Origin of the sequence: Burkholderia dolosa (genome assembly GCF_902499135.1) — a bacterium.
Lineage (GTDB): Bacteria > Pseudomonadota > Gammaproteobacteria > Burkholderiales > Burkholderiaceae > Burkholderia > Burkholderia dolosa.
The window spans coordinates 183,270-202,123 of sequence record NZ_CABVPR010000002.1; the positions used below are offsets into that span (position 1 = coordinate 183,270).

Below are 18,854 nucleotides of genomic sequence, written 5' to 3' on the forward strand. Positions count from 1 at the left end.
CGCGCGCGAGCGCCGGCGCCTTCCGCTCGACAGGAGACACGCAATGAAGATCGGTTTTATCGGCCTCGGCCACATGGGCGCGCCGATGGCGCTGAACCTGCTGAAGGCCGGCCATGACGTGCGCGCATTCGATCTGAGCGCCGATGCGCTGCGCGCGCTGCAGGACGCCGGCGCGCAAGCGGCGACGTCGCCGCGCGATGCCGCATCGGGCGCCGCGTTCGTGATCACGATGCTGCCGGCCGCGCCGCACGTGCGCTCGGTGCTGGCCGGCGAGAACGGCGTGCTCGCCGGCCTCGCCGCGGGCGCGACCGTGATCGATTCGAGCACCGTCGATCCGGCGAGCGCGCAGGCGTTCGGCGCGCTGGTGCGCGAGCACGGCGGCGCGTTCGTCGATGCACCCGTGTCGGGCGGCACCGGCGGCGCGGCGGCCGGCACGCTGACGTTCATGGTCGGCGGCAGCGACGCCGATTTCGAGCGCGTGAAGCCGGTGCTCGCCGGGATGGGCAAGAACATCGTCCACTGCGGTGCGACCGGCATGGGGCAGGTCGCGAAGGTGTGCAACAACCTCGTGCTCGGCATTTCGATGGCGGCGGTCTCCGAAGCGATGTCGCTCGGCGTCGCGCTCGGCATCGATCCGAAGGTGCTGGCCGGCATCGTCAACACGTCGACGGGCCGCTGCTGGAGCTCCGATACGTACAACCCGTATCCGGGCGTGATCGACACCGCGCCGTCGTCGCGCGGCTACACGGGCGGCTTCGGCACCGATCTGATGCTGAAGGATCTCGGCCTCGCGAACGATGCCGCGCGGCAGGCGCGCCAGCCCGTCTATCTCGGCGCGCTCGCGCAGCAGCTGTACCAGACGATGAGCAGCCGCGGCGACGGGCAGCTCGATTTCTCGGCGGTGATCCGCCTGTACCAACCGGCAACGAAGAAGGACGCGTGATGATCGAACTCGACTACGTCGACGACGGCGCGATCGCCTGCGCGACGCTCAAGCGCCCGCCCGCGAACGCCTTTACCGCCGACGGGCTGCGGCAGCTGCAGCAGACCGTCGCCGAACTGAATGCGAACGCGCGGGTGCGCGCGCTCGTGATCACGGGCGACGGCCCGAAGTTCTTCAGCGCGGGCGCGGATCTGAACACGTTCGCGAGCGGCGACCGCGCGATCGCGCGCGAGATGGCCGCCCGCTTCGGCGCGGCGTTCGAGGCGCTCGCCGACGCGCGGATCGTGACGATCGCGGCGATCAACGGCTATGCGATGGGCGGCGGCCTCGAGTGCGCGCTCGCATGCGATCTGCGCGTGGCCGAGACGCACGCGCAGATGGCGCTGCCCGAGGCGTCGGTCGGCCTGCTGCCGTGCGGGCTCGGCACGCAGACGCTGCCCTGGCTCGTCGGCGAAGGCTGGGCGAAGAAGATCATCCTGACCGGCGCACGCGTGGATGCTGCGACGGCGCTGCGGATCGGTCTCGTCGAAGAAGTCGTCGAAAGCGGCGCGGCGCGCGATGCGGCGCTCGCGCTCGCGCGCAACGTCGCGCGGCAAAGCCCGCATGCGGTCGCGAGCAGCAAGGAGCTGATCGGCCTCGCGCGTCGCGGCGTGCCGCGCAGCGCGGCGCTCGCGGTCGAGCGCGAGCGCTTCGTCGATCTGTTCGACACGAACGATCCGCGCGAAGGCGTCGCCGCGTTCCTCGGCAAGCGCGCGCCGCAATGGGATGCGCAAGGACAAGGAGAATCGCAGCGATGAGCACGCCGGTGACGACTCACGATGCCGGCGCGGCGCCCGCGTCCGACGTGCTGTTCCGCGTGGTGAACCGCGTCGCGCTGATCACGCTGAACCGGCCTGCCGCGCTGAACGCGCTGTCGTACGCGATGATCGGCGAGCTCGCCGCGCTGTTCGCGCGCTGCCGCGACGACGACCGGATCGTCGCGGTCGTACTGCGCGGCGCGGGCGGCAAGGGATTCTGCGCGGGCGGCGACGTGCGCGAGCTGCACCGGATGGTCGCGCAGCGCGAAACCTGGCTGCCGTTCTTCGTCGACGAATACCGGCTCGACTACGCGATTCATACGTTCCCGAAGCCTGTCGTCGCGCTGATGGACGGCGTGACGATGGGCGGCGGCATGGGGCTCGCACAGGGTGCGGTGCTGCGCGTCGCGACCGAGCGCAGCCGCATCGCGATGCCGGAGACGCGCATCGGCCTCGTTCCCGACGTCGGCGCGACGCACTTCCTCGCGCGGATGCCGGTCGAGCTCGAGCTGTACGTCGGGCTGACCGGCGCGACGCTGTCGGGCGCCGACGCGCTGAGCGCGAAGCTGGCGGACCTGTGCGTGCCGTCCACGTGGCTCGACACGTTCGAGACGCGCATCGAGCGCGCGAACTGGGACGGCGACGTGCTCGCCGCGCTGCGCAAGGTGTTCGAGCCGCCGTGCAACGTCGTCCCGCATGCGGCGCTGGACAGTCAGCTGCCGTGGATCGTCCGCCACTTCGACAAGCGTTCCGGCGTCGAGCGGATCGTCGCGACGCTGAAGCAGGATCTCGCGCGCGACGAGCTGCCGCGCGAACAGCGCCAGTGGCTGCAGGCGACGCTCGACGCGCTCGCCGCGCATTCGCCGACGATGCTCAGCGTCACGCGCGAGGCGCTGCTGCGCGGCCGTCAGATGACGCTCGCCGAATCGTTCCGGATGGAGCTCGGTATCGTTGCGCGCGCAATCGAAGAGGGCGACTTCCGCGAGGGCGTGCGCGCGCACCTGATCGACAAGGATCGCAAGCCGCGCTGGGCGCCCGCGTCGCTCGTCGAGCTGCGCGCCGAACGCGTCCGGCATTTCCTCACGTCGCCGTGGAAGTTGTGCGCGCATCCGCTTGCCGATCTCGGGGCCGGCTGAGCGGCGCGCCGTCGAGGCTGCCGCGCGACGCGCACGCGTGATGCGCGGCGGCGGCGCGCGTGACGCGCTGCCGGCGCGCGCAGCGCTTAGCGCTCGATCATCGGCGGAATCGCGTGCGCGAGCGCGTCGATCACGCAGCGCGTCTTGCGCGGCAGATAGCGCGTCTTCGGCCAGACCGCGTGAATGTCGCCTTCGCAGACGAAGCAGCGGTCGAGCACGACCGCCAGCTCGCCGCGCTTCGCATGGTGCGCGAGCAGCCAGCTCGGCAGCCATGCGATCCCGAACCCGGACACGGCCGCCGCGGCGATCGCCTGCACGTCGTCGAAACTCAGCTGGTGCTGCATGTCGATGCGCACCGTCGAGCCGTCCGGCGCGAGCAGATCCCACGGCTGCGGCACGCCCGAGCGTGAATACGCGATCGTCCGGTGGTCCTTCAGCGCGTCGAGCGTCTTCGGCACCCCGTAGCGCGCAAGGTACGACGGTGCCGCGCCGAGGCTGCCGTACTGCGTGCCGAGCCGCCGCACCGCGAGGCTCGTGCTGTCCGCGAGCGTGCCGATCCGCACCGCGAGATCGATCCCTTCGTCGATCAGATCGACGAACCGGTCGGTGATCGACACGTCGATCCGCAGATGCGGATAGGTGCGCGCGAGGTCGAGCACGATCGGCGTCACGCAGTGGTGCCCGAACGCGAGCGGCACGCTCAGCCGCAGCTTGCCGCGCGGTTCGTTGCGACCGCAATCGAGATCGGCTTCCGCTGCGTCCAGCTCCGCGAGTGCGCGCACGCAGCGGTCGTAGTACGCCTGTCCGTCGTCGGTCAGGCTCTGGCTGCGCGTCGTGCGCTGCAGCAGCCGTGCGCCGAGCCGCGTTTCGAGCCGCGCAATCGCCTTGCCGACCGCTGAGCGCGTCATGCCGAGCCGCTGCGCGGCGAGCGCGAAGCTGCCCGATTCGACCACCTGCACGAAGGTCGTTACGCCGTCGAGTCTGTCGTTCATCGTCGTAGCGAGAATTGGTTCCCGGAGTTCCCCAGTTCGATGACGAGCGGTCGTCAATGGGGAGCGAAATTCTCACTATAGTACCGACTCCGCTCCGCGTGCGGCGTCGGCCGCGCGCGGTAAAACCGTCCAACCCGGAGGCGCGCGCCCGTCGCGGCCCGCGCAGACTTGCATGACGCTATCCGACTCCCGCAGGAATGCGGTCGCGCTCGCGGCCGTCTGTCTCACGTCGCTGATGTTCGGCCTCGAGATTTCGAGCGTGCCGGTGATCCTGCCGACGCTCGAACACGTACTGCATGGCGACTTCAACGGCATGCAGTGGATCATGAACGCGTACACGATCGCGTGCACGACCGTGCTGATGGCGGCCGGCACGCTCGCGGACCGCTTCGGCCGCAAGCGCGTGTACGTGATCGGCACTGCGCTGTTCGGTGCGACGTCGCTGCTGTGCGGGCTCGCGCCGAACGTGCCCGTGCTCGTCGCGGGCCGGCTGCTGCAGGGCGCGAGCGGCGGCGCGATGCTGATCTGCCAGATCGCCGTGCTGTCGCATCAGTTCCGCGAAGGCCGCGAGCGCGGCCGTGCGTTCGGGATCTGGGGAATCGTGTTCGGGATCGGGCTCGGCTTCGGGCCGATCGTCGGCGGCGCGATCGTCGCGCTCGCGAGCTGGCCGTGGGTATTTCTCGTGCATGCGCCGCTCGCGGCCGTCGCACTCGTGCTGATCGGCGGCGCGGTGCAGGAGTCGCGCGACCCGCACGCGGGCACGCTCGATGTCGCGGGCATCGTCACGCTGTCGCTCGCGGTGCTCGGCGTCGCGTTCTACATCACGCAGAGCGCGGAGCTCGGGCTGACCAGCGCGGCCGGTCTCGGCGTGCTCGGCGCAACCGTGCTTGCACTCGTCGGCTTCTTCGTCGCGGAGCGCGTGAGCGCGCGGCCGATGTTCGATTTCTCCGTATTCCGGATCCGCGCGTTTACCGGCGCGATCTTCGGCTCGATGGGGATGAACTTCAGCTTCTGGCCGTTCATGATCTATCTGCCGATCTGGTTCCAGGTCACGCTCGGCTACGACAGCGTGACGGCCGGCGTGGCGCTGCTCGCATACACGCTGCCGACGCTCGTCGCGCCGCCCGTCGGCGAACGGCTCGCGCTGCGCTACGGGCTGGGCGTCGTGATTCCGGGCGGGCTGTTCACGATCGCGGCCGGCTTCGCGCTGATGCGGGCCGGCAGCGCGGCCGGGCATGCGAGCTGGCTCACGATGCTGCCCGGCTGCGTGATCGCCGGCATCGGGCTTGGCCTCACGAACACGCCGGTCACCAATACGACGACGGCTGCCGTGCCCAGCGCGCGTGCCGGGATGGCGTCCGGCATCGATATGAGTGCGCGGATGATCTCGCTCGCGCTGAATATCGCGGCGATGGGTTTCGTGCTCGTTGCGGGGATCGTCGCGAGCCTGAAGCGCAGCGTCGCGGGGGCGGTCGATGCCGCCGCGTTGCGCACGCTCGCACAGGAAATCGCAGCGGGACGCTCGGAAGGGCTGCATGCCGTTGCGCCGGCGCTCGCGGCCGCCGACCCGACCGGCACCGCGCTGCATGCGGCGCTCGTGCACGGATTCGGCTGGGTGATGGTGTACGGCGCGGCCGGTGTCGCGTTGCTCGGCGCGGCGAGCGCCGTCGCGTTCGCGCCGGTGCGGCGGCGTGCGCCCGTGTGCGAATGATGCGCGCGCAACAAAACCGCGGGGCGTCGGCCGCCCGCGCTGACGCTGCGCGGCAACGATCGCGATCGTCGGGCGCGATCGCCGGATGTGCGGCGGCCGACGCCGCACGTTCGAGCATCCGTTCGGACGCGTCGACGCTCAGCACGCTCGCTGCGTGCTGCTCGGCGGCCCAGCGGCTGAACGAGCCGTAACCTCAGCCGAGATCGAGCACGTTCAGGCCGCACAGGTTCGGCGACAACGCGCGCAGCGCCGGCCATTCCGGCGCGCCGTCGAGGCCGTGAATCGAGCGGTTCAGGCCGCTGTAGCCTCGAAGAAAGCGGGATCGTCGTCGATGTTCTGCGTCATGCGGAACCCTTCGTGCAAGCGGTGTGCGCGCGTGCGTCGATTCTGCGTTGCGTGTCCGCATCGACGACCGCGCGGATCGCGATGAACAGCGGCGCCGCATCCGTGTAGCGCCGGCCATAGTCGAGATTGAACGCGTAATCGAAATCGGGCGGGTTGTCGCCCTGGTTGTGCTGCAGGATCGTCTCGAGCTTGTCGAGCGCCTTCGCGGCGCGGGCTTCCGGCGTCGCGACCGCTTCATATTCGTCCCACAGCGCGACGATCTCGTCGCGCAGCGGGCCGTCGAGCGCCGCCGTCAGCGTCAGCAGATCGTTGCGCTCGTGCGCGCTCTTGTCCGGATGCGCGGCTTGCTCGATCGCCGGAATGTCGCCGTGCAGCGCCTCGCCGAGATCGTGCACGACGCACAGCTTCAGCAGCTTCAGCGTGTCGACGCCGGGCAGCGCGTCGGCGAACGCCAGCGCCATCAGGCACAGCCGCCAGCTGTGCTCGGCCGTGCTTTCGGCGCGTCCGCTCGACGTGCGGCCGCTGCGCAGCACGTCCTTCAGGCGTTCGGCTTCGCGCAGAAAATCCAGTCGTGCGTGAATCGTGTCGGGAGTCATGGTTCGCGTCCTTGCGCAGAGCCGCCAAGCGTACGCGCGCCGCGCGCCATTCGTCCACGCATCAAATATGCGCGGCCGCCGCGCGAGCCGGCGCTACAGCGTTTCGACCAGACGCACCGCCGATCCGTCCGACAGCGTCATCCGCGTCCAGCGGCATCGGCTGCCGCGGATCGGCACGACGCGCGACGCGTTTGCGCCGGTGTCGAACTCGACGCTCGGCGGCCCCGCGCGGTCGTGCCAGCCGAGCGTGTCGAGCGCCGATTCCATGCGGACGATCTCCGGCGTCGCATAGCGCCACAGCGACGTGCCGAGCAGCAGCGGCAGCGGCTGCGAGAACTCGGCCGCACGCAGCGGCGAGCACGCGAGCAGACGATGCGTGAGGTCGCACACCAGATGCATGCGGCCCGCGCTGTCCGCGATCAGCCGCGCGAGTGCATGGTCGCCGGCGGAATCGAGATGCGCGGCGAGCAGACGTTCCGCCGTCGCGCGCTCGTCGGCGGACATCTGCTGGATGCCGGCTTCCCAGCGCGAGATCGTCGATTGCGCGACGCCGAACAGCTCGGCCGCGTGGCTCTGCTTTATCCGGTGCAGCACGCGCCAGCGCTTCAGTTGCGGGCCCAGCGGTGGCGTATGAAGTGCGGGCGCTGCCATGTCGGTCCTCCATTTGTCGTGTCCGTTAACTTGCGGTTCGCCGGCGGGCGCGAGCGGCTCGCGCTTCGCGGTTCGGGCCTCTGCGTCGCGCGCGGGTCGAACGGGAACACTGCCCGCGCCGGTAATCGTGGAGTGCGCAAGCATTTCTGCAGGCTTTCAACCGCCCGTCCCGTATCTTATTATTCGGCCAGTGCGGTGCCTACCGGTCGCCGTCGATCCGTCGATGCATCATTTGCCGGCATGCGTGACCGCATTCCGCCGCTTGCATCACGCAACGCGAGCGACCCAACGAGATGAAACGCGCGTCCGGCGCGTTTCTCAAAAAAAGAGGGAACGAGGGCGCGATGGTACGACTGATTCTGCTGCTGCTGGGCATCGAATATCTGCGAACCCGCTGGCGCGGACTCACCGTGCTCGGCTGGCTGTGGGTCGTCGCAGGCGTCGGCATCTTCATCGACGCGCTGGACGGCGCGCTGCACTTTCCGATCGAACTGTTCGCGTGGCTGTTCCTGATCGAGGGGCTCGCGACGCTCGCGGTGGCCGGCAGCGGCGTCGGTGGGCAACGCATCCTGCGCTACGTGAAGGGGATCGCGGTCGTCGTCGCGGCTGCGCTCGTGTTCGCCGGGCATCATCACGGCCATTTCCTGCTGTCGATGATCTTCGGCACGCTGTTCCTCGTCGACGGGCTGCTGCAATGCACGGCCGCCTGGATGGTGCGCTACCGGCGCTGGCACGTCGCATTCGCGTGGGGTGTCGTCGAGATCCTGCTCGCGATTTTCTTCTACCAGCCGTACCCGACTCATTACGTCGGCACCGTGCCTTACTGCCTCGGGCTGCTGCTGATGTTCGGCGGCATGCATCTGCTGAGCCTTGCCGCACGCGTGCGGCGGCTCACGCGCAATCCGGCGTTCGCGACGTCGCGCGCACCGTCGATCGCGCCCGACATCGACGACGCACGCGACACGCCGCGCTTTACCCAATCCGAATGGGACGGGCCGCCCACGGACGACGAGCGCGCGCTGACCGTGCACGTGTGGACGCCGACCGGCACGTCGAAGGCCGAAGCGCATCGCTATCCGGTGATCGACCGCTACATCGCGGCGGTGGACGTCAACGGCGTGATCTCGACCGGACACGCGGCGCTCGAGTCACCCGAGGGCATCTATATCAGCCTGTATCCGGCCGTCGAGATCGATCGCTCGCCGGAAGAATTCACGCGCATCCTGCGCGCGACGCGCGAGAACGACGTGCCCGGCCTGTTCCAGTCCGACTACGCGACCGAGTCGAAAGCGTGGTGCCCGTCGACCGTGCGCGTGCGCATTCGCAACTACGATCCGGCGAAGCTGGCTGCGTTCTGGGCGTCGTATCGGCAGAACACCACGTACAACCTCACGCATCGGAACTGCTCGAGCACCGTGTCGAATGCGCTCGAAGCGGCGCTCGACGGCGCCGTGTGGCGATTGAAGGGGCCGCAGGCCGGGTGGGGCGCGTTCGTCCGGCTGCTGCTGACGCCGGAGCTGTGGGTGGCCGCGCAGATCCGCAAGCGCGCGGTGACGATGGCGTGGACGCCCGGGCTCACGCTCGACTATGCGCGCGCGCTCAGCATGCTTGCCGATCCGCGCCCGTTCGCTTGGTGGAAGGTCGCGCGTTCGGCCGTGAAGGCGATCATCGCGTCGCGTCGTGCGTGGCGCGAGCAGGATAGTGCGGCGCTGTCGGCGGGCGGAACGGAGGCTGCGTCGGTGAAATGAGCGGGCCGGCGCCGGGGCTGTTGCGGCCCGCCACGCTCCGCGCTTCGGGCGCATGTCGGGAGCCTGTCCGATCTTTTGTGTGTGAGGCATAAACTGATGGCCAAGGAGCCACTTTATGCCACGCAAACGCAAGGAAGAAGTGACGATTGAACCGGGCAAGGGCTTGAATCTGGACCCGGAACTCATCAAGCAACTGGTGCCCGGCACGCTGGATCGGGCGACGATCAACGAGCAACTCGCGGCGCTCAAGAAGGCGATCTTCGAGCGTGCGCTGGGCGGCGAACTGACCCATCACCTCGGTTACGAGAAGGGTGAAGCCAAGCCGGCGAGTAGCACGAACCACCGCAACGGCACCAGCCGCAAGCGCATCGCGACCGACGACGACCTGCTCGACGTCGAGATTCCGCGCGACCGCGAAGGCACGTTCGATCCGGTGCTGATTGCCAAGGGCGAGCGACGCTTCACGGGCTTCGACGACAAGATCATCGCGATGTACGCCCGCGGCATGAGCGTGCGGGAGATTCAGGGCTTCCTGCTGGAGATGTACGGCATCGAGGTGTCGCCGGACTTCATCAGCACGGTGACCGATGCCGTGATCGACGAAGTGCGCGAGTGGCAGCAGCGACCGCTCGAGCCGATGTACCCGGTGGTGTTCTTCGACGCCTTGCGCGTCAAGATCCGCGACGAAGGCGTCGTGCGCAACAAGGCGATCTACCTGGCGCTGGGCGTGCGCCGCGACGGCACACGTGACGTGCTGGGCCTTTGGATCGAGCAGACGGAGGGGGCCAAGTTCTGGCTGCGGGTGGTCAACGACCTGAAGCTGCGCGGCGTGCAGGACATCCTGATCGCCGTGGTCGACGGCCTGAAGGGCTTCCCGGAAGCGATCAACACGGTGTTCCCGGAAACGACGGTCCAGACCTGCATCGTGCATCTGATCCGGAACTCGCTGGACTTTGCCAGCTGGAAAGACCGGAAATCGGTCGCGGCGGCGCTCAAGGAGGTCTATCGGGCACCGTCGGCCGAAGCGGCCGCCGTGGCGCTGGATACGTTCGACACGAGCCCGTGGGTACGAAATACCCACCGATTGCCGCGCTCTGGCGCCGGGCCTGGGATCAGGTGATTCCGTTCTACGCCTTCGCGCCCGATATCCGGAAAATCGTCTATACGACCAACGCGATCGAGTCGCTGCACATGCAGCTTCGGAAGATCATCAAGGCGCGCGGTCACTTCCCGTCGGACGAGGCCGCGCTCAAACTGATCTGGCTGGCGTTGCGCAACGTCGTGGCCAAGTGGACCGGTTCCCGGCACGATTGGAAGAGCGCCATGACTCAGTTCGCGCTGCTTTACCCGGAACGATTCAACATTGGAGTCTGAATCTCAACCCGCCTCACACACGGAATTCCGGATACCTCCGCGCAGCGTCAAGTACGAAGAGATTTACCTGCGAGCTTACGAGTCGGTCAGCCATGCCCGGCGCTCCATCGGCGACTACATCGAGCTGTACAACCGAAAACGGCCCCATTCGAGCCTGGCGGATCGGACGCTGGATGAGGCATACTTCGCGACGCTGCCTGCGATCAAATCGGCAGCATGATTGCCTCGGACGTTCCACTTAAAAATCTCAGTCAACTGTCCGAACGAGTGAGGCCACCCCTATTCGCCGCATCAGCAACTGATCCGCCTCGCTCACTGGCTGCGCCCGGTAATACGCGCTCGATCTCGCGATGCCAACCAGTCGCGTCTGTCGCGAACCCGGCAGCGCATGCGTACGGTCAATCATCGCTTTGCGCTCAGCAGTCCGGCTTTGCCGAGCGCTCCTGACAAAAAATCGTTCTCCAGCGTCAACTGTCCGATCTTCGCGTGCAGCGTTTTCACGTCCACCGGCGGCTCGTTCGACGGTGGAGCGGCCGCGCCGAACACATCCGCGCACGCTCCTGCAGTTGCCGCTTCCACTCCGTGATCTGGTTCGGGTGCACATCGAACTGCTGCGCCAGTTCGGCCAGCGTGCGCTCGCCGTTGACCGCCGCCAGGGCCACTTTCGCTTTGAACGCCGCTGAGTGCGTCCGTCGGGTTCTCTTCGTCATCTTTCCGGTTCCTTTGCCTGCATTATCGCTGGCTCAGGCCCCGGGCATTCCACTTACCCGACGGTCCGAATTTGCGCGGCCACCTCTCTTCTTTGGGCACGGCTAGCATTGATTGCGAAGTCCTACAGCAACAGACATGAGCCCCGAGACGTTGGCCGTCGTGCCCTTCTGCAATCTCCTTATGGAAACTCCTTGTATTGCGCACGGAACTGGATGAGCGATTTTTTATAGCGCAGCACCCATTCTTGGGCCAATCTGTGCTGACGATTTGAACTCAGAGGGATTTATATATGATCAGCTTTTCCACTATTTTTCGATCGAGCGCAGGACCTGCATTGAGTGCGGCAAGTCGAGAAAAAGCCACTCAAACCGCCAGCTCATTAATATCGGCAGTAGCGCAAGTTAGAAGTTCCGGTAATGTTGTGGCAACTCCTGCGCGAGTTGCTCTTGAGTCGCTTGAGCGAAATGCAGACAAGCTAATGAGTCGCGCTAAAAAAAATGATTTCAGCTTTAAGGTAGCGATGCGTAATGTAGGGAAGCTTGAGAGCCATGCCTCAAAGCTACACCGTAATATGCATGGTCTCTTTAAAGGGCCGATTCCTCAAGCATTGAAGGATATTCGGGCTCTAGAAAGCGAAATTCGCTCCGACGTTAACCGTAACCAACTTACGCAGCGGGATTTAGATATTTTTAAGGCGCCAAACAAGCAGGCGGCTGCGAGGACGCGAATGGAGCACGCCATACTTGATCGGATGGAAAAGGTGGCAGCCAAAAGAAATGCAAAATAATTCGAACTATTGCTGGTAAATAATTTAATGCACTCATTTATGGGTGCATTTGTTTTTATGTAAAAGAAAATTCTGACCTGCCCCCGGTTTTAGAGTCGCTAACACAAGTCATCAACGAAGCGAGAAGAGATGATGGCAGCGGCAAGGGAAAGCAACGCAACATGAATGTCGAGACGACGCTCGAATCGAATGCGCGGTTTGCCGAAACCGGGAAACCAGGCGTGCGTGCGCTCGACTACCCAGCGATGCCGTCCGAGCCGCTCTTTGCTTTCCACACCACGACGAGCGATACGGGCCGTGATGCCACGCTGCTTCAGGTAACGCCGACAGCGAGCAAAGTCATAGCCCCTGTCCGCATGCAGTTTGCCCGGGCGTTTGCGGGGCTGGCCATTCAGTCCCGACACTGCGGGAATGGCATCGAGCGTGGACTCGAATGCCATCGAATCGTGCCGGTTGGCCCCCGTGACCGTGACGGCCAGCGGAATGCCTCGCGCATCTACGACGATGTGTCGTTTCGACCCGAGCTTGCCCCGGTCCGTCGGGTTGGGGCCGGTTTCCTGGCCCCCCGGGGGCTGGAGACACTGGCGCCATCAATGCTTGCCCGTTCCCAATCAATCTGGTCGTGCTCACGCAACCGGCGCAGCATCGCCAGATGCAGCTTGGCCCACACACCTGCGGCCTGCCAATCCCGCAGTCTTCGCCAGCACGTCATGCCGCTGCCGAAGCCCAGCTCCTGCGGCAGGTCTTCCCAGGGAATACCGGTTTGCAGAACGTACAGAATTCCGTTCAATGCGGCGCGGTCGTCTACCGTGCGACGCCGGCCGCCCTTGGGCGAGGGCGTGAATACGGGAACCAAAGGTCCCAGCGCCGCCCATAACTCGTTGCTGATTTTGCGTCTTGCCATGCCGCAAGCATATGGTCTTGAGTCCCCGGCGTCCAGGTTGTGTTAGCGACTCTTAACTGAAGACGAAGGCGCGCATCCATCACGTCGCCCGATGCGAACTGGCTAAGGTGCGGCATAATCGGTTTCCGAAATATGTCTGCTGTGCTTTGAGAAGCGCCGTTGTTGTTTTTAGGCACCGACGGTCCGCTTCGGCTCGGAAATCACCGGTCGAGCGGCGTCGGCGGCTGGCTTCCGCCCATCGAGAGACATTCGATACTGATCACGCGGAAAACAAGGAACGAACGTCGTCAGCGATGCGATCCAAGCTGCCGGCTTCAAGCTTTAAGGTTGCCGTAGCCGTGTCCGTGTAATCGCCCGAAGCAGCTCGCATTTCTACGATCAACGTCACTTTCCCGAGCGAAGTGGTTGTCGCCGTCAAGGGCAATTCGCCATCTATTGCGTGCCAGCATTTGGGGCCGCTCCAACCGGTCCAGGATGCAGCCATAGCATCGAAGAGTGCAGTGGGCGGACCGCTAACATACGTGGATGCAAGGATTTCGCCCGTAAATGGTGCGCCTGAGATTGTTGCCAAAAAGCGGACCTCATCTTCGTCTCCGCTGTACAAGGATAAGCTGAGTGTCGTCTGAGATTCGCAGGATTTGATTTCGACAACATTCATTTAGCTCAACTCTGCAGTGAAGTTGCAACAGCCTAGCACGCCACCGACCGCTTTCGGCAGGATCGAAGGGCGGCTTCGGATCGGTTACTGCCGATAACCGAAACTCCCCTTTAGCACGCCGACACCTGCCGATATAAATCAGCCACCCTCAAAAAATCGACCTCCCCGAATACGTAGTCAACCACTCCAACGCCAACGTCCCCGCCAGCGAATTCCCGTTCGCATCGAGCCCCGGCGCCCACACGCACACGGCCATTTCCCCCGGCAGCACCGCGACGATCCCGCCGCCAACTCCGCTCTTCGCCGGCAGCCCGACGCGATAGACGAAGTCGCCGGCCGCATCGTACGTCCCGCAGGTCAGCATCAGCGCGGACAGACGCTTCGCCGAACTCGCGTCGACGATCCGCTCGCCGGTCACCGGCGCGACGCCGCCGTTCGCGAGAAACAACGCGGCGCGTGCGAGCTCGACGCAGTTCATCGAGATCGCGCACTGCCGGCAATACGCGTCGACCACGGTCTCGGGCGGCATCTGCATGTTGCCGAAGCTCGCCATGAAATGCGCCATCGCGCGGTTGCGCTCCGCGTGCTGCAGCTCCGACAGCGCGACGCGCGAGTCGTAGTCGACGTCCGTCGCGCCGATCAGCCGCCGCACGAATTCGACGAGCGCCGTCTCGGCCTTCACGAAGCGGCGGCACAGCACGTCGGTGACGACCAGCGCGCCCGCATTGATGAACGGATTGCGCGGCTTGCCGCGCTCGCTTTCGAGCTGCACCAGCGAATTGAACGCGGTGCCCGACGGTTCGCGGCCGACGCGTTCCCACAGCGCGTCGCCGAGCAGCTGAAACGCGAGCGTGCACGCGAACAGCTTGGAAATGCTCTGGATCGAGAAGCGCTCGTACGCGTCGCCGACGGTGTAAACGTTCCCGTCGAGCGTCACGACGGCCATTCCGAACTTGTCGGCGGGCACTTTCGCGAGTTCGGGGATGTAGTCGGCGACGCGTCCCTGGCCGATCCAGGGAGCGAGTTCGGTATGGATGCGTTCGAGGATCGGTTGATAGTTCATCACGTCGGGCGGGGTAGGGCGCGGCCGGATTCCGGCGAGCCCGTATGGAACCGTTTCGGCACGCTTTCGTCAAGCACGGCCGCCATGGCACCCTTATTTTCGAGATTGGCAAACGGGCGATCGGCCGGCGCAGTATCATGCGGTACGTTTCGGCCGGCGGCCGGCGACGGATGCCTGCCGTCGCGGCTGCCGACTTCCCGTTTGATTCGACCGTTGCCCATGTCTTTTCGCATCCTGCTCGTCGAGGACGACACTCGCCTTTCCACGCTGATCGCCGGCTACCTGCGCAAGAACGACTACGAAGTCGACACTGTGCTGCATGGTGACGCCGCGGTGCCGGCGATCCTGTCCATTCGTCCGGATCTCGTGATCCTGGACGTGAACCTGCCGGGCAAGGACGGCTTCGAGATCTGCCGCGAAGCGCGCAAGCAATACGACGGCGTGATCATCATGGTGACGGCGCGCGACGAGCCGTTCGACGAACTGCTCGGCCTCGAATTCGGCGCGGACGACTACGTGCACAAGCCGGTCGAGCCGCGCATCCTGCTCGCGCGGATCAAGGCGCAGCTGCGCCGCGCGCCCGCGCGCGTCGCGGATGCGACCGCCGTGCAGCCGGAGCGCTACACGTTCGGCAAGTTCTCGATCGATCGCACCGACCGCACGGTCGTGCTGCCCGACGGCAGCGCGCCCGATCTCACGTCGGCGGAATTCGACCTGTTGTGGGCGCTGGTGTGCCGCGCGGGCGAAGTCGTGAGCCGCGACGACCTGATGCTGCAGTTGCGCGGAATGGAATTCGACGGGCTCGACCGCACGATCGACGGACGCATCTCGAAGCTGCGCCGCAAGCTGCGCGACGATGCGAGCAACCCGCAGCGGATCAAGACGATTCGCAGCAAGGGTTACCAGTTCAGCAAGCATGCGTGGGAATGACGCGGGCCGTGTGCGGAGGCGCCCACCCGCGCGCACGCGCGTGGCCGGACGTTCGCCGCGCTAGCCGGGAGCCGCGATGATCCTGAAAACCCGTTCCCGTCCCGATGCGCCGCCGCTGTCCGCGCTGCGCTACGTCAAGTGGCGCTGGCTGCATTTCCGCCGCGCATGGACGGACACACGCGCCGATCGCATTCCGAGCTGGTCGCGGCTGTACGTACGCACCTATCTGCACCTGCTCGGCCTCGTGCTGCTGACCGCGCTCGTGCCGGCGCTCGCGCTGTGCGTCGTATTGTCGCCGCAGGTCGTATGGCATTCGTTCGACGCGCTGCCCGGCGACATCTACATCGTGCTCGCGTTCGTATTCGCCGCGCCGGCGCTCGCCGCGTATCGATGGATGCGGCCGGTCTGGTCCGATCTGGTGATGGTGCGCGAGCGCGCGATCGACTTCACCGGCGGCCGCTTCAACACGCGCGCACGCGAATCGCACAGCGTGATCATCGGGCCGCTCGCGCGCACGCTGAATGCGCTCGCGATGCGGATGGAGCGTCTGATCGCCGCGCAGCGCGACCTCACGAACGGCATCTCGCACGAGCTGCGCACGCCGCTCGCGCGCGTACGCTTCGCGCTCGAAATGCTGCGCGAACCGGCGTCCGCGGCCGAATACCACGGCGCGCTCGACAGCATCGCGCAGGACGTGACGGAGCTCGACGAGCTGATCGACATGAGCCTCACGTATGCGCGCCTCGAATACAGCTCGCTGCAGTCGAGTCTCGAGATGACGGCACTCGCCGCGTGGTTCGAGCATCAGGTGAGCGACGCGCAATTGCTGTATCCGGAGCGCGCGATCGAGTCGCGTATCGCAATCGAATCGGACCTGCGCGTGAAGATGGACCGGCGGCTGATGTCGTACGCGATGCGCAACCTGCTGCGCAACGCGAGCAAGTACGCGAAGTCGCGGATCGTCGTGGGGATCGCGATCCGGCACGGCAACGCCGGCATCTTCGTCGAGGACGACGGTCCGGGCGTGCCGGAGCACGAACGCGAGCGGATCTTCGACGCGTTCGTGCGGCTCGATCGTCGCACCGGCGGTTACGGGCTCGGCCTTGCGATCACGCGGCAGGTGCTGCACGCGCACAACGGCCGGATCGCGGTCGTCGATCCGGTCGAGCTCGGCGGCGCGCGCTTCGAGATCAGCTGGCCGATCTAGCGCGGCGGCAGCCGCGCGTTCAGGCTCAATACGTGCGGCCGAGCTGCAGATAGATGTTGCGCCGGCCGCCCGGCGCGAGCGCGACGCCCATGTACACCGGGCCGAACGCGGTCGACAGGCTCGTGAAGAACGTATAGCTCTGCTTCAGCGAGCCGCCGCCGATCTGCTCGCCGCTTGACCACACGTTGCCGACTTCCGCACTGGCGCCCACCGACAGCGCCTTGATCGGCGACGCGCTGAACGTCATCAACTGGTTCATGTACGTGATCTGCCCGTACGCGAGTTCGTTGCCGTTCAGCTGGTCGGCCGCGTAGGCGGCGAGGTGCTGGAAGCCGCCGAGCGTGAAGTCGAACGCGTTGATCAGATTGGTGGCGCCGATGCTCCTGCCGCCTTCGATCGTCGCGCTGATGCTGTGTCGGCCGAACTGCTGGGCGATCATGGCCTTGCCGTACAGCTCGGTGTAGGGCGTATTGTCCAACGAGCCGCCGAAGAGCGCTGCCGACTGGCTGTTGTGCGACAGCAGCGAGCGCTCGACGCGGAGTTCGGTGTAGTAGCCCTTGCGCGGGAACATCGGATCGTCGAGTTGATCGATCACGAGCTGTCCGCGGGCCGTCAGCGCCTCCGACGTGAAGCTCGGCCACATCAGCGATGGACTATCGCCGTCGAACAGGCGCGGCAGGTTATACATCGGCGATCCATGCCCGCTCGTATAGCCGAGGCCGATGCGGAAATTGCCGAGCCGCCCGATCGGCAGCCCGAAATCGATGCCGGCCCGCGCGGTTTGTATCAGGTACTGCGTAATCTTCAGGTCGCCGCTGTCGTCGTACAGGTTCGCATAGCGGCGCCGATACTCGGCGTACGGCGCGATGTAGTAGCCGTAGGCAGTGGACAGCGGCTGGCGCAGCTCGACGCGCGCGGACTGCAGGTCGCTGCCGATCGTCGTATCGGCGCGGAATTCGAGGCCCGATTCGGTTAGCCACGGCCGCCGGTAGCCGATGTGCAGCCGGAAGCCGCCTTCGTCGGTCGAACTGCTCGACATGCCGACGCCGAACAGCAGGAAGTTGGGTCCCCAGTATTTTTCTCTTGCATCGATCTCGAGCACGTTGTCGTTGCCGCGGCTGACGATCTGCTGCGTGACGCTCTCGAAGTTGCCGCCGGTCGTCAGCGCGAGCAGATCCTGGCTGACGGTCTTCGGATCGTAGATGTCGCCGGGCTTCACGTGCAGCGCGTCGCTGACGACGCGCTTCGGCACGCCGCCGGTCGTGCGGATGTCGATGCGCGTGATCCGGATCGGCGGCGGCAGCGGCTGCGCGTGTGCGGCGCGGTACGCGGCGTACTGTTCCGGCGTGAGCGCGTAGCGCTTCAACTTCGGCAGCGCGGCGATCGCGGCGGCCGCGCCGGCCGAAATCGCCTGGCTCGCGTTCTGGAAATCGGTAAATGCAAGCGAGCCGAGGTCGGGCGCGAGCAGCACGTCGCGCGCGTCGAGCTGCTTGCGCTGCGACGCCACGTTCTGGCGGATCAGGATGCCGACCATCTGCTGCATCACGTCGGCGGGCGACGCGAGCGCGTCGAGCGGCCGCAGCGGCGAGCCGATGTCGACGGCGATGACCACCTGGGCGCCCATCTGCCGCGCGGTATCGACCGGCAGGTTGCTGACGAGGCCGCCGTCCACCAGCGCGCGGCCGTTGATCTCGGCCGGCGCGAAAAGCCCCGGCATCGCCATGCTCGCGCGGATCGCGAGCGGCAGCGACCCGTGGTCGAGCACGACCATCTGTCCGGTCTGCAGGTCGGTCGCGACCGCGCGATACGGAATCGGCAGCCGGTCGAACGGCTGGTTGGTCGGCACGGCGGCCGTCCAGTCCGCGAGCAGCGCCTGCAGCCGGTTGCCCTGCACGAGGCCGACCGGCGCCTTCAGCCCTTTTTTGTCGAAGCCGAGCGTGAGTCCGTTGATGTACAGGCGCTCGTCTTCGCGGCTGCTTTGCGGCAGATCGGCGCGCTCGGTCACGTCGAACGCGATGTCGGTGAGATTCACTTCCGACAGCCGCTTTTGCATGTCGTCGGCCGCCATCCCGCTCGCGTACAGCCCGCCGACCACCGCGCCCATGCTGGTGCCCGCGATGCAGTCGATCGGAATGCGGTTGTCCTCGAGCACCTTCAGCACGCCGAGATGCGCGTAGCCGCGGGCGCCGCCGCCGGACAGCACGAGGCCGATCGACGGCCGGCCGGCCGGGCCGCCGTCGGCCGTGCACGCATGGATGGTTGCGGCCGCAGCGGTCGGGGCGGCGGCCGGCGTGGCGGGCG

Annotated in this window: 15 protein-coding genes and 4 pseudogenes; 10 read left to right on the forward strand and 9 right to left on the reverse strand. The window is 66.3% G+C overall.

Annotation, left to right across the window (positions count from 1 at the left end):
* Nucleotides 1-43: 43 nt before the first annotated feature.
* From mmsB to BUB20358_RS02025, 3 genes are read left to right on the forward strand one after another with little or no spacing between them, the layout of a single operon-like run.
* Nucleotides 44-943, forward strand: coding sequence for a 3-hydroxyisobutyrate dehydrogenase (gene mmsB / locus BUB20358_RS02015; RefSeq protein WP_006766302.1), 900 nt, complete (start codon nt 44-46; stop codon nt 941-943).
* Nucleotides 943-1,740: an enoyl-CoA hydratase gene (locus tag BUB20358_RS02020; protein WP_035974452.1), complete on the forward strand. Its 798-nt coding sequence runs from the start codon at nt 943-945 to the stop codon at nt 1,738-1,740. Before mmsB ends, BUB20358_RS02020 begins: the two co-directional genes overlap by 1 nt.
* Nucleotides 1,737-2,876, forward strand: a complete 1,140-nt coding sequence (locus tag BUB20358_RS02025) for an enoyl-CoA hydratase/isomerase family protein (protein ID WP_006766300.1) — start codon at nt 1,737-1,739, stop codon at nt 2,874-2,876. Before BUB20358_RS02020 ends, BUB20358_RS02025 begins: the two co-directional genes overlap by 4 nt.
* Nucleotides 2,877-2,962: 86 nt before the next feature.
* Here BUB20358_RS02025 and BUB20358_RS02030 read toward each other — a convergent pair whose 3' ends face one another.
* On the reverse strand, nt 2,963-3,868 hold the full coding sequence (locus BUB20358_RS02030; protein WP_035974451.1) for a LysR family transcriptional regulator: 906 nt from the start codon (nt 3,866-3,868) through the stop codon (nt 2,963-2,965).
* A 172-nt stretch (nt 3,869-4,040) separates the two neighbouring features.
* Between BUB20358_RS02030 and BUB20358_RS02035 the strand changes: the two genes are divergently transcribed.
* Entirely contained in the window at nt 4,041-5,579 is a 1,539-nt protein-coding gene (locus BUB20358_RS02035) for an MFS transporter (RefSeq protein ID WP_006766298.1), read from the forward strand.
* A 58-nt stretch (nt 5,580-5,637) separates the two neighbouring features.
* Here the strand turns inward: BUB20358_RS02035 and BUB20358_RS28165 are convergent.
* From BUB20358_RS28165 to BUB20358_RS02045, 3 genes and pseudogenes are all read right to left on the reverse strand, one after another.
* A pseudogene (locus BUB20358_RS28165) lies at nt 5,638-5,924 on the reverse strand (class I SAM-dependent methyltransferase); the annotation flags it as partial.
* Nucleotides 5,921-6,520 carry an HD domain-containing protein gene (locus BUB20358_RS02040; protein WP_006766297.1) on the reverse strand — a complete coding sequence of 200 codons (600 nt, stop codon included), beginning with the start codon at nt 6,518-6,520 and terminating at the stop codon, nt 5,921-5,923. The pseudogene BUB20358_RS28165 and the gene BUB20358_RS02040, both read right to left, overlap by 4 nt.
* Before the next feature lie 93 nt (nt 6,521-6,613).
* Nucleotides 6,614-7,171 (reverse strand): helix-turn-helix domain-containing protein, encoded by a 558-nt coding sequence (locus tag BUB20358_RS02045; RefSeq protein WP_035974448.1) that lies wholly within the window; start codon nt 7,169-7,171, stop codon nt 6,614-6,616.
* A gap of 344 nt (nt 7,172-7,515) precedes the next feature.
* On the opposite strand from BUB20358_RS02045, the gene BUB20358_RS02050 reads away from it, so the two are divergent.
* The 3 genes and pseudogenes from BUB20358_RS02050 to BUB20358_RS02060 form a co-directional block, all read left to right on the forward strand.
* Nucleotides 7,516-8,919 carry an HdeD family acid-resistance protein gene (locus tag BUB20358_RS02050; protein ID WP_006766295.1) on the forward strand — a complete coding sequence of 468 codons (1,404 nt, stop codon included), beginning with the start codon at nt 7,516-7,518 and terminating at the stop codon, nt 8,917-8,919.
* 115 nt (nt 8,920-9,034) lie between these two features.
* Nucleotides 9,035-10,293, forward strand: a pseudogene (locus BUB20358_RS02055) (IS256 family transposase).
* 40 nt (nt 10,294-10,333) lie between these two features.
* Nucleotides 10,334-10,513: pseudogene (locus tag BUB20358_RS02060) on the forward strand (integrase core domain-containing protein); the annotation flags it as partial.
* Between the two features lie 60 nt (nt 10,514-10,573).
* Here the strand turns inward: BUB20358_RS02060 and BUB20358_RS28170 are convergent.
* Nucleotides 10,574-11,003 (reverse strand): annotated as a pseudogene (locus BUB20358_RS28170) (transposase); the annotation flags it as partial.
* A 290-nt stretch (nt 11,004-11,293) separates the two neighbouring features.
* Here BUB20358_RS28170 and BUB20358_RS02070 point away from each other — a divergent pair.
* Nucleotides 11,294-11,791 (forward strand): hypothetical protein, encoded by a 498-nt coding sequence (locus tag BUB20358_RS02070; protein ID WP_123806756.1) that lies wholly within the window; start codon nt 11,294-11,296, stop codon nt 11,789-11,791.
* A 98-nt stretch (nt 11,792-11,889) separates the two neighbouring features.
* Here BUB20358_RS02070 and BUB20358_RS02075 read toward each other — a convergent pair.
* The 3 genes from BUB20358_RS02075 to BUB20358_RS02085 all read right to left on the reverse strand — a co-directional run bounded on the left by BUB20358_RS02075 (nt 11,890) and on the right by BUB20358_RS02085 (nt 14,416).
* A protein-coding gene (locus tag BUB20358_RS02075) for an IS5 family transposase (protein WP_094190670.1) occupies nt 11,890-12,695 on the reverse strand; the annotation gives its coding sequence in 2 pieces (ribosomal slippage) (nt 11,890-12,365 and nt 12,365-12,695; 807 coding nt in all).
* Between the two features lie 259 nt (nt 12,696-12,954).
* Nucleotides 12,955-13,353: a DUF6228 family protein gene (locus tag BUB20358_RS02080; protein ID WP_123806757.1), complete on the reverse strand. Its 399-nt coding sequence runs from the start codon at nt 13,351-13,353 to the stop codon at nt 12,955-12,957.
* A gap of 148 nt (nt 13,354-13,501) precedes the next feature.
* Nucleotides 13,502-14,416: a glutaminase gene (locus BUB20358_RS02085; protein ID WP_035974445.1), complete on the reverse strand. Its 915-nt coding sequence runs from the start codon at nt 14,414-14,416 to the stop codon at nt 13,502-13,504.
* 219 nt (nt 14,417-14,635) lie between these two features.
* Between BUB20358_RS02085 and BUB20358_RS02090 the strand changes: the two genes are divergently transcribed.
* Both BUB20358_RS02090 and BUB20358_RS02095 read left to right on the forward strand, forming a co-directional pair.
* Nucleotides 14,636-15,346 (forward strand): response regulator, encoded by a 711-nt coding sequence (locus BUB20358_RS02090; protein ID WP_035974444.1) that lies wholly within the window; start codon nt 14,636-14,638, stop codon nt 15,344-15,346.
* Nucleotides 15,347-15,422: 76 nt separating this feature from the next.
* Nucleotides 15,423-16,553, forward strand: a complete 1,131-nt coding sequence (locus BUB20358_RS02095; protein WP_006766289.1) for an ATP-binding protein — start codon at nt 15,423-15,425, stop codon at nt 16,551-16,553.
* Nucleotides 16,554-16,578: 25 nt separating this feature from the next.
* Here the strand turns inward: BUB20358_RS02095 and BUB20358_RS02100 are convergent.
* On the reverse strand, nt 16,579-18,854 hold a 2,276-nt coding region (locus tag BUB20358_RS02100; protein ID WP_174905053.1), incomplete at its 5' end, for a patatin-like phospholipase family protein.